Genomic DNA, 9,494 nt, shown 5'->3' on the forward strand with positions numbered 1-9,494 from the left:
CGCCGGGCTACAGCGCCCGGTTCGCCCGCGCCAGCACCGCCTCGAACAGCACCTGGCAGCCGGCCTCGGCCTCGCCGGGCTCGATGCTCTCCGCCTCGTTGTGGGAGAGGCCGTCCTTGCAGGGCGTGAAGATCATCGCGGTCGGCACGCTGCGCGCGACATAGACCGCGTCGTGCCCGGCGCCCGAGACGATCTCCCGCGCCGGCAGGCCGAGCCTCGCCGCGGCCTGCCGCACGAGGTCGACGCAGGACGCATCGAAGGGCTGCGCCGGCAAGCGGAAGAGCTCCGTCAGCGCGAGCGGCGTGCGGGCGCCGTCGGCGATCGCCGCCGCCTCGCGCGGGAAGTCCGCCGCAAGCCTCTCGATCTCGGCGAAATCCGGGTGCCGGAACTCGACGCTGAAGCGGACCTCGCCGGGGACGACGTTGCGGCTATTGGGGAGCACATGCAGTTGCCCGACCGTGCCGCGGCCATCCTCGCCGCGGGTGCGCATCATGCGGTCCACCAGGTCGATGATGCGGGCCGCGGTGACCAGCGCGTCGCGCCGGGCCGAGGGCGGCGTGGTGCCGGCATGCGCGTCCTGGCCCGTCACCACCGCGTCGTACCAGACCTGCGCCTGCGCGCCGGTGACGATGCCGATCTGCTGGCCCTCGCGCTCCAGGATCGGGCCCTGCTCGATATGCAGCTCGAAATAGGCGTCGGCGGGGAAGGGCTTCGCGGGATGCTCGCCCTTGTAGCCGATGGCGGTGAGCGCCTGGTCCACCGTGACGCCCTCAACATCCTGCAGGCCATAGACCTTGTCGAGCGGATAGACGCCGGCCCAGGCACCGCTGCCCATCAGCGAATGGCCGAAGCGGCTGCCTTCCTCATCGGTCCAGTTCACCAGCTCGATCGGCGCCTCGGTCGTGATGCCGAGGTCGTTCAGCGTGCGCATGACCTCGAGGCCGGCGATGACGCCGAGCGCGCCGTCGAACTTGCCGCCCGAGGGCTGGCTGTCCAGGTGGCTGCCCAGCAGCACCGGCAGGCGGGCCGGGTCGCGGCCCTCCCGCCTGGCGAACATGTTGCCGATGGCATCCACGCGGACGGTCAGGCCCAGCGCCTCGCACCAGCCGCGGAACCGGTCGCGGCCCTGCCGGTCCACCTCGGTCAGGGTCAGGCGCTTCACGCCGCCCTTCGGCGTGGCGCCGATCTCCGCCATGGACATCAGGCTGTCCCACAGCCGCTTGCCGTCGATGCGCTGGTTCGTGCCGCTCATGCGGCGGGGTCTAGCAGCGGGCGGCGCGCGGGGCGAGGGGGGGGGGCCTCGCCCCATAGGCGCAAATCTCAGGCCTTGGAGCGACGCGGGGGCGCTCGCGTCGGAGTTGCCGACCCGTATCGTCGCGATGGAGGCCTGCTGCGGATCGCACCACCTCGGCCGCGTGCTGCAGAAGCAGGGTCACCAGGTCCGGTTGATGTCTCCAGAGTATGTGCGGCCCTACGTCAAGTCGCAGAAGAACGACGACCGGGATGCCGAGGCGATTGCCGGGGCCGCAACACGGCCGACGATGCGGTTCGTCGCGCTGAAGGGCGAGGAGCAGCGCGACATGCAGAGCCTGCCTCGCGCCCGAGATCGGCTGGTCGGCGAGCGGACGGCCCTGATCAACCAGCTGCGTGCCTTCCTGCTCGAGCGCGGCATCACCGTATCCAAGGGGCGTCGCAAGCTGGAGCTGTTCCTCGCGGAGCAGGGGACAGGAGGTCAGGACGGCCTCAGCCCACGGACCCGCCGGCTGATCGAGGATATGCGGGCCGAGTGGCGCGAGCTCGACCGACGCATCGCCGCCTTCGATGGCGAGTTCGCCACACAGGCACGGACTGACGGGACCGCCCGGCTGCTGATCTCGATCCCCGGCATCGGGCCGCTGACGGCGACGGCGCTGGTTGCCGCCATCGGCAAGGCCGCGACTTTCGGGCGCGGCCGGGACCTCACCGCCTGGCTCGGGCTGGTGCCGAAGCAACTGACCACCGGCGGCAAGCCGAAGCTGCTGGGTATCAGCAAGCGAGGGAATGTCCAGCTGCGCAAGATGCGGATCCACGGGGCGCGTCGACCTGCTGATCCTCAATGCCGGGACGGGGCGCTTCGGCGACTTCCTCGCGCAGTCGGAGGCGTCGCTGCGCGAGACGATCGCGGTGAACGTCCTCGCCCCCGCGGTCCTGGCACGCCGCCTCCTGCCCGGCATGATCGCGCGAGCGCGGCGTGCCGGCGGCAGGGCAGGGGTGATCGTCGTCTCCAGCAACACCGCCTTCGCGCCGGTCCCGCGGCTGGCGGCCTATGCCGCGAGCAAGGCCTTCGACCTGTCGCTGGCGGAAGCGCTGGCCGCCGAACTCGTGGCCGAGCCGGTGGACGTGCTGGCGCTCTGTCCCACCGCGACGCGCAGCCGCTTCGCCGCGCGGGCGGGCTGGGGCGGCGACATCCCCGGCGCGCAGAGCCCGGCGCATGTCGCCGCAGCGGCGCTGCGCGCACTGGGACGGCAGAGGACGCTGGTGCTCGGGCCGGTCAGCGGCAGCCTGCTCGCCCTGCCTGCGATCGCCCGGACCGCGATCGCGCAGGGCATCGCCCTGCTCCTGCCGCGCCGGCAGGAATAGGCCGGCCGATGGCCGCATCCGCCGCGTCGGGCATGGCGGGCGGCGGCACGCGGCACCCTGGCCCGGCCGGTCGCGGCAAGACACCGCCTGCTCCCGGCGCGGCCTCCACTCAGTGGCCGGGCCCCGATGCCGCGTGACCGGCACGGCGGGCGCGCCGCTGGGCCGGCTTGTGCGCGCTGGTCAGGTTGTGGGCCGTATTGACCAGGGCGATGTGGGAGAAGGCCTGCGGGAAATTCCCCACCTGGCGGCGCAGCGCCGGGTCGTACTCCTCCGCCAGCAGCCCGACATCGTTGCGGAGATCGAGCAGCCGCTCGAACATCGCCCGCGCCTCGGCGGTGCGGCCGAGCAGCACGTAGTTGTCGGCCAGCCAGAAGCTGCAGGCGAGGAAGGCACCCTCTCCGGCCGGCAGCCCGTCCACCGCGCTGCCGGTGTCGTAGCGCAGCACGAAGCCGTCCCGCAGCAGCTCTCGCTCGATCGCCGCCACCGTCCCCCGCACCCGCGGATCCTCGGGCGGCAGGAAGCCGACCAGCGGGATCATCAGCAGGCTGGCATCGAGGTGCCGCGCCCCGAAGGCCTGTACGAAGCTGCCGAGGCCGGGATCGAAGCCTCGCTCGCAGACCTCGGCATGGATGCGTGCGCGCACCGCGCGCCAATGCGCGACCGGTCCCCGCATGCCGAATTCCTCGGCGCTGCGAATGGCGCGGTCCAGCGCCACCCAGGCCATGACCTTGGAATGGGTGAAGTGCTGCCGGTCGCCGCGCACCTCCCAGATGCCGTCGTCGGGCTGCTCCCAGATCTGCATGAGATGGTTGACCAGCGCCTTCTCCAGGTTCCAGGCATCCTCCAGCGCCTCGATGCCCGTGCGGCGCCCGTGGTAGAGCGCGTCCATCACCTCGCCATAGACGTCGAGCTGAAGCTGCCCCGAGGCGGCATTGCCGATGCGCACGGGGCGCGAGCCCTCGTAGCCGCCGAGCCAGGGCACCTCCCACTCGTCCAGCCGCCGCTCGCCGGCGAGGCCATACATGATCTGCAGGTTCTTCGGGCTGCCGGCCGCGGCGCGCAGCAGCCATTCGCGCCAGGAGGCGGCTTCCTCGGCATAGCCGGCATCCATGAGCGCGAGCAGCGTCAGCGTCGCGTCGCGCAGCCAGCAGAAGCGGTAGTCCCAGTTGCGCGGACCGCCGATCTGCTCCGGGAGCGAGGTGGTGGCCGCGGCGACGATCCCGCCGGTCTCGTGATGCGCCAGCGCCCGGAGCGTGATGAGGGAGCGGCGCACCGCCTCGGCCCATTCGCCCCCGCCGGCGCAACGGCTGCTCCAGGCCTGCCAGGCGCCCGCCTCCGCCTCGATGACGGCGGCGGCATCGGCCCGGGCCGGCAGAGGGTGGAAGGACGGCGACCAGGTCAGCAGGAAGGGCACCTCCTGCCCGGCCGCGACCTCGAATTCCGCGACGGTGGTCAGGTCCTCGCCACGGAGCCGCACCGGCGTGTCCAACACCAGCCGGTCCGGCCCGGCGATCGCCCGCAGCCGGCCGCAGGGCAGGCGGGAGACCCAGGGCACGTCGCGGCCGTAGTCGAAGCGGATGGCGAGGTCGCTGCGCATCGCCAGCCGGCCGCGCTCCCCGCGCACCAGCCGGACGATGTCGGCGCTGCCGTCGCGCCGGCGCATGCAGTCGATCAGGGTGGCGGCGCCGTCCGGCGTCTCGAAACGCGTCTCCAGCACCAGCGTGCCGTCGCGGTAGCGGCGGGTCACGCGGGCCGCGGAATCGGCTGGGGCGATGCGCCAGCGGCCGTTCTCCGGCCCGCCAAGCAGGGCCGCGAAGCAGGCCGGGCTGTCGAAGCGCGGCAGGCAGAGCCAGTCGATCGCGCCGTCGCGCCCGACCAGTGCCATGGTCTCGCGGTTGCCGATGACGGCGTAGTCCTCGATGCGGTTGGTCATGACGCCCTTCTCAGGCCAGCCGCACTTCGATGCGCCCGGCGACGCGGAGCGCATTGGCGATGATGGTCAGCGTCGGGTTCACCGCGCCGATCGAGGGGAAGAAGCTGGCGTCCGTGACATAGAGGTTGTCCAGCCCGTGCGCCTTGCAGTCGGTGTCGAGCACCGAGGTCGCGGGGTCCGTGCCGAAGCGCAGCGTGCCCGCCTGGTGCGCCGTGCCGCCGATCGGGATGTCCTGGCCGAGATAGAGATTGCGGTCGAGCAGGTGGGGATGGATGTCGAGTCGGTCGCAGAGCCGCCGCAGCTTCTCCTTCAGCCGGTGGTGCGCCTCCATGTTCGTCTCGGTGAGGTCGAGGCGCACCTTGCCGTCCTGGTAGAAGATACGGTTCTGCGGCAATGGCAGGTCCTCCGAGGTGATCCAGAAATCCACGGAATGCCGGGCGATCCAGTCGAAGGGCCTCTGCGGCAGCCATTGCAGGAAGCCCGGCAGCCCGTCCGCCTCCACCTGCGTGCCGTCCGACTTGCCGAGCATCTGGATATGGCCGAGCGGGTAGTCCCAGTCCTCGGCACCGAAGTAGAAGTCGTTGAGGCCGATGGTCTTCTGGAAGCGGGTCGGATTCGGCGTGCGGGAGATCGCCATGACCGCCGAGTTGTTGTGCCGCATGTAGTTCCGCCCGACCAGGCCGGAGGCATTGGCGAGGCCGGCCGGATGCGCGTCGTTGGCCGAGCGCAGGAAGAGCAGGGCGGAGGAGAGCGCGCCGCAGGCGACGACGACGATGTCGGCGGCGAAGCGCAGCCGCTCGCCATGGCGCACCGCCTCGATCGCCGTCACGGTGTGCCCCCGCTGGTCGGTCCGCAGGCGCTCCACGTAGGTTCCGGTCATGAGCGTGAGATTCGGATGCGCGCGCAGCGCCGGGTCGACGCAGATCACCTGCGCATCGGCCTTGCCGTTCACCAGGCAGGGATAGCCGTCGAAGGTCGAGCAGCGGATGCAGGGGGAATGCGGCGTCGGCTCGCTGTCCCGCTCCTCCAGCAGCACGCCGACCGGCAGGTGGAAGGGGTGGTGTCCCTCCCGCTTCAGCCCGTCGAAGAGTTCCTGCATCCGCGGCTCGTGCGAGACGGGCGGATGGGCATAGGGCTTCGGGCAGGGCGGTTCGGTCGGATCCTCCCCGCGCAACCCGTGCACGTGGTAGAGTTCCTCCGCCGCCTGGTACCAGGGCTCGAAGGCATCGTAGCCGATGGGCCAGGCGGGCGAGATCCCGTCGGGATGGCGGATCTCGCCGAAATCCGCCTCCCGCAGGCGGAACAGCACCGCGCCATAGACCTTGCTGTTGCCGCCGACGTAGTAGTGCAGGCCGGGGCGGAAGCTGCTGCCGTCGGCGCCATACCAGGTCTCCTTCGTCTGGTAGCGGCCCTCGGCGAAGACGGCGCGGCTGTTCCAGTTCTCCGGCTCGCGCTTCAGGTACTCCCCGCGCTCGAGCAGCAGGATGCGCTTGCCGGTCTGCGCGAGCTTCCAGGCCATGGTCCCGCCGCCGGGGCCGGATCCGATGATGACGACGTCGTAGCGCTCGGTGGCCATGGCGGCTCCTGGGTCGTGATCCGGCAGGTTGCGGAACGCCGCGGATGCGGCTGCCGTTCCGGGCGGCAACCCGCCCGGTGCCGTCGCGCTTAGGGTCCTGGTGGGCACGGAGGGGGATGATGGCATCGGGCGTCGCGGTCACCTTCGCGGTCCGGTACCTGCTGGTGGTGCTGTTCTTCCCCTTCAGTGCGCTCGACAAGGTGCTGAACTTCCGCGGCGCCGTCGCCCAGGCGCGGGAGGTGGCGCCGGCCGAGGGCGTGGCGCGCGCGCTGATCCTGGCCGGCCTCGCCGTCGAGATCCTGATGCCGCTCGGCATCCTCACGGGCACCGCGGACCGGCTGGCCGCGCTGGTCATGGCCGGCTACTGCGTGGTGACGGCGCTGCTCTGGAAGCGCTTCTGGCGCCCGGGCGATTTCTGGCGGGCGGGCGAGAGCCAGGCGCGCGGGCTCTTCTGGGACTTCCTCAAGAACCTGTCGCTGGCCGGCGGTTTCCTGCTCATCACCCTCGGCGGCGTGACGGTCGGCGAGTTCCTCGCGCATCCCTTCGCCTCCTCCCATCCCTACACGCAGCCGCAGGACATCCGCTGATGGCCCCCACGCCGACGGACGCGGACGCCGCGCCGCGCATTCCCTACTGGCATCTCTGGACCGACGAGCAGGGCGTCAGCCGGCAGACCCGCTGCACGCTGACGGAGTTCGACCTGAAGTCCATGAGCCCGCCGGCCGACCCGCAATGGCAGGGGCGGAAGACGCATGGCGGGATGACGGTCATGGTCACGGTGCAGCCGGTGGGCTGGACCGGCACCTGGCACGAGAACCCCCGCCCGCAATGGATCATCCCGCTCTCCGGCCGCTGGTTCGTGGAATCCATGGACGGTCAGCGGGTGGAGATGGGACCGGGCGAGATCTCCTTCGGCGAGGACCAGGGCACGCGGGAGCACGACGGGCGCAAGGGCCATTGCTCCGGCACGGTCGGGCCCGAGCCGGCGGTGCTGATGGTGGTGCAGATGGACGCTCCGCCGACCCTCGCCTCCCCCTGCCGCTTCCGCTGAGGCGCCCGCCATGGACGGCTTCGAGATCCGCGATCCCCGCTTCAAGCGGTACATCCACGGCAATGCGCCGCTCGAGGAACTCGCCTCCGGCTTCCGCTGGATCGAGGGGCCGGTCTGGATGGGCGATGCGAATTGCCTGCTGTTCCAGGACATCCCGCGCAACCGCACCATGCGCTGGACCGAGGAGGGCGGTGTCTCCGTCTACCGCGCGCCCTCGGACTACGCGAACGGCCAGACGCGGGACCGGCAGGGGCGGCTGATCGCCTGCTCGCACCACGGCCGCTGCCTCTACCGCACGGAGCTGGACGGGCGGCTGACGCGGCTGGTCGCGCATCACGGCGGCAAGCGGCTGAACGCGCCGAACGACGTGGTGGTGAGGTCGGACGGGACCATCTGGTTCAGCGACCCGCTCTACGGCATCCAGAGCGACTACGAGGGCGGGCGGCAGGACTCCGAGCAGCCGCCGGCCCTCTACCGCTTCGACCCGGAGAAGGGCGAGATCCGCGTCATGGCCGGCGATTTCGACGGGCCGAACGGCTTGGCCTTCTCGCCGGACGAGCGGCGGCTCTACGTCTCCGAGACCGGCGACCAGACGCAGGCGCAGCCGCGGCAGTATATCCGCGTCTTCGACGTCTCGCCGGACGGCACCAGGCTCTCGGGCGGCGATGTCTTCCACAAGGTGGAGCCCGGCTATTGCGACGGGCTGCGGGTGGACGAGGACGGCAATGTCTGGGCCAGCGCCGGGGATGGCGTGCATTGCATCGCGCCGGACGGCAGGCTGCTCGGCAAGGTGCTGGTGCCGCATCTGGTGTCCAACCTCTGCTTCGGCGGCCTCGCCAGGAACCGGCTCTTCATCGGCGGCTCCCATACGCTCTACGCCATCTTCCTCAACCGCCGTGGGGTGCAGTGGCCGTGAGCGCCTGGCGCGTCGCCCGCATCAGCCTGACCAGCGCGGCGCCCGGGGCCGCGGCCTTCTACCGGGATGCGCTGGGCTTCGAGGTGCTGGGCACGGAGACGCGCGCCGGCGAGGGCTTCGCAGGGCTGATGGAGATCCCCGTCGCGCGGGCCCGCGCGACGCGCCTGCGGCTCGGCGGGGAGGAGGTGGAGTTGCTGGCCTTCGACCCGCCGGGCCTTCCCTATCCCGCGGAGCGTCGGGCCGACGACCCCTGGTTCCGGCACTTCGCCATCGTCGTCTCCGACATGCAGGCGGCCCATGCCCGGCTGCGCGGCGTGCCGGGTTGGACGGCGATCTCCACCGGCGGGCCGCAGCGCCTGCCGGAAAGCTCGGGCGGCGTCACCGCCTTCAAGTTCCGCGACCCGGAAGGGCACCCGCTGGAACTGCTGGAATTCCCGCCCGGCCGCGTGCCTCCGGCGTGGCGGGGACGCCCCACGGCGGCAGGGCCCTGCCTTGGCATCGACCATTCGGCAATCACCGTGACGAATGTCGCGGCGAGCCTCGGCTTCTACGGCGGGCTCGGCTTCGAGGCCGCGGCGCGGACGCTGAACCACGGACCGGAGCAGGCGCGGCTGGACGGCCTTTCGGGCGCGCGGGCGACGGTGGTAGCGCTGCATCAGCCGGGCGTGCCGGGGCCGCATCTGGAGTTGCTCGGCTACGACCCGCCCTCCCGCGCCGGCCCGCCGCCCGCGTCGAACGCCGATGTGGCGGCGAGCCGCCTGGTGCTGGAAGCGATGGCGTCCGGTGCGGCGGAGAACGCCCCGCGGATCCTGCGCGACCCGGACGGCCACTGCATTGAGCTGCACCCGGTTCCCCGGGGCACCGATGTGTCCGACCGGAAACTGGCATGGTGAAGTGCAGCATGGACCAGAAGGATCGAGCTGACGTGGGAGATGCGCCTGTGGTCAGCGAGGGTGGGCGCAGCCCGTCCACGCTGTCCTCAGGCCAAGCTCCCCCGTTGGCCAAGGGCGGCGCAGCCTTGGGCCCGCTTGCGCCCGGCCAGCGTCGGAGCGCGGGGCGCAAGCGCGAGGTGTTGCTGCGGCTCATGCGCGAGCGCCATCTGCTCTCGCCGCACCGGGCCCGGTCGCGGCCGGAGACGAGCCATGAGCGCCATCACCGCGGCGCCGAACGTATAGGGAAGATCGGCACCACCCGAGTCACCACCGTCCGGGACGGCAAGGCATGGCTGTTCGGCGTCGTGGAACACGGGAACGCCGAGATGCTGGTCTGGCACGTGGCCAGGCGCGGCACCCGCTATGAGGCGATCCAGGCGCTCGGCATGGCGGTATGCCAGCAGTTCGGCGACCTAAGTGCCGGCGCTGCCCGCGGCCTGGCGATGCGCCGCGACCACGGCAGTAAT

At 71.6% G+C, this 9,494-nt stretch carries 8 protein-coding genes and 2 pseudogenes; 7 read left to right on the forward strand and 3 right to left on the reverse strand.

The genetic code is table 11. From position 1 onward, the window contains the following. Positions 1–7: 7 nt before the first annotated feature. On the reverse strand, positions 8–1,252 hold the full coding sequence (locus Q7A36_RS19990; protein ID WP_305105503.1) for a Zn-dependent hydrolase: 1,245 nt from the start codon (positions 1,250–1,252) through the stop codon (positions 8–10). A 91-nt stretch (positions 1,253–1,343) separates the two neighbouring features. Here Q7A36_RS19990 and Q7A36_RS19995 point away from each other — a divergent pair. Beyond that, positions 1,344–2,153: pseudogene (locus tag Q7A36_RS19995) on the forward strand (IS110 family RNA-guided transposase); the annotation flags it as partial. Next, complete coding sequence (locus tag Q7A36_RS20000) at positions 2,041–2,619, forward strand: SDR family NAD(P)-dependent oxidoreductase (RefSeq protein ID WP_305105504.1); 579 nt, start codon at positions 2,041–2,043, stop codon at positions 2,617–2,619. The pseudogene Q7A36_RS19995 and the gene Q7A36_RS20000, both read left to right, overlap by 113 nt. 109 nt (positions 2,620–2,728) lie before the next feature. Here the strand turns inward: Q7A36_RS20000 and Q7A36_RS20005 are convergent, their stop codons facing one another. Then, positions 2,729–4,552 (reverse strand): glycoside hydrolase family 15 protein, encoded by a 1,824-nt coding sequence (locus tag Q7A36_RS20005; protein WP_305105505.1) that lies wholly within the window; start codon positions 4,550–4,552, stop codon positions 2,729–2,731. 10 nt (positions 4,553–4,562) lie between these two features. After that, positions 4,563–6,128 (reverse strand): FAD-dependent oxidoreductase, encoded by a 1,566-nt coding sequence (locus Q7A36_RS20010; protein ID WP_305105506.1) that lies wholly within the window; start codon positions 6,126–6,128, stop codon positions 4,563–4,565. A 119-nt stretch (positions 6,129–6,247) separates the two neighbouring features. Here Q7A36_RS20010 and Q7A36_RS20015 point away from each other — a divergent pair, with 119 nt between their 5' ends. The 5 genes and pseudogenes from Q7A36_RS20015 to Q7A36_RS20035 form a co-directional block, all read left to right on the forward strand. Then, a complete protein-coding gene (locus tag Q7A36_RS20015; protein WP_305105507.1) occupies positions 6,248–6,715 on the forward strand; it encodes a DoxX family protein in 468 nt (155 codons plus the stop codon). Then, on the forward strand, positions 6,715–7,179 hold the full coding sequence (locus tag Q7A36_RS20020; RefSeq protein ID WP_305105508.1) for a cupin domain-containing protein: 465 nt from the start codon (positions 6,715–6,717) through the stop codon (positions 7,177–7,179). The genes Q7A36_RS20015 and Q7A36_RS20020 overlap by 1 nt, the downstream gene beginning before the upstream one ends. A gap of 10 nt (positions 7,180–7,189) precedes the next feature. Continuing rightward, on the forward strand, positions 7,190–8,095 hold the full coding sequence (locus Q7A36_RS20025) for an SMP-30/gluconolactonase/LRE family protein (protein ID WP_305105509.1): 906 nt from the start codon (positions 7,190–7,192) through the stop codon (positions 8,093–8,095). Further along, the gene (locus tag Q7A36_RS20030) at positions 8,092–8,988 is read left to right on the forward strand and encodes a VOC family protein (protein WP_305105510.1); all 897 of its coding nucleotides are present in this window, start codon (positions 8,092–8,094) and stop codon (positions 8,986–8,988) included. Before Q7A36_RS20025 ends, Q7A36_RS20030 begins: the two co-directional genes overlap by 4 nt. 8 nt (positions 8,989–8,996) lie before the next feature. Next, positions 8,997–9,494: pseudogene (locus Q7A36_RS20035) on the forward strand (hypothetical protein); the annotation flags it as partial.

Origin of the sequence: Paracraurococcus lichenis (genome assembly GCF_030657435.1) — a bacterium.
GTDB classification, from domain to species: domain Bacteria; phylum Pseudomonadota; class Alphaproteobacteria; order Acetobacterales; family Acetobacteraceae; genus Paracraurococcus; species Paracraurococcus lichenis.

Coding starts and splice junctions, on each gene's coding strand:
- Q7A36_RS20000 (WP_305105504.1), top strand. CDS start 2,041: ATGTCCAGCTGCGCAAGATGCGGATCCACGGGGCGCGTCGACCTGCTG.
- Q7A36_RS20010 (WP_305105506.1), bottom strand. CDS start 6,128: ATGGCCACCGAGCGCTACGACGTCGTCATCATCGGATCCGGCCCCGGC.
- Q7A36_RS20015 (WP_305105507.1), top strand. CDS start 6,248: ATGGCATCGGGCGTCGCGGTCACCTTCGCGGTCCGGTACCTGCTGGTG.
- Q7A36_RS20020 (WP_305105508.1), top strand. CDS start 6,715: ATGGCCCCCACGCCGACGGACGCGGACGCCGCGCCGCGCATTCCCTAC.
- Q7A36_RS20005 (WP_305105505.1), bottom strand. CDS start 4,552: ATGACCAACCGCATCGAGGACTACGCCGTCATCGGCAACCGCGAGACC.
- Q7A36_RS20025 (WP_305105509.1), top strand. CDS start 7,190: ATGGACGGCTTCGAGATCCGCGATCCCCGCTTCAAGCGGTACATCCAC.
- Q7A36_RS19990 (WP_305105503.1), bottom strand. CDS start 1,252: ATGAGCGGCACGAACCAGCGCATCGACGGCAAGCGGCTGTGGGACAGC.